The organism is Candidatus Nanopusillus massiliensis, assembly GCF_920984865.1.
Map to the genome: position 1 here is coordinate 432,184 of NZ_OV100765.1, position 378 is coordinate 432,561.

The 378-nt window shown below is 22.9% G+C and carries 1 protein-coding gene; it reads left to right on the forward strand.

Annotated elements, in window-relative coordinates:
• Nucleotides 1-49: 49 nt before the first annotated feature.
• Complete coding sequence (locus tag LUA84_RS03220; RefSeq protein WP_256443610.1) at nt 50-274, forward strand: glycosyltransferase family 2 protein; 225 nt, start codon at nt 50-52, stop codon at nt 272-274.
• Nucleotides 275-378 lie beyond the last annotated feature (104 nt).

A 378-nucleotide genomic window follows, 5' to 3' on the forward strand; every position in this document is an offset into this window, starting at 1 on the left:
ATAATAATATCAATAGACTCTCCAGAAGAGTGATTTTTTAAATAAATTAATTGAACTAAAAAATAAATATAAAAATATAACATTGGTTATATCAAAAGAAAGAAGGGGAAAGGNNTCTGCAACTAATGATGCAGTAAAAATATCTTCTGGAGAAATTTTATTTTTCTTTGATTCAGATGTTATTATTGATTATATTAATATAAATGAACATGTCAAAGAATTAAAAGAATATGACATAATAGAATGCTATAAAGAAATAATCAAAAGGGGCTGACTCAGTCATCTTATTTTTATAGAATTTTCTTCATATTTTGATATTATTGATGTCATTATTAAATAGAATAAAAAGACACTTATTGTTAAATGGTGGTGGATTTG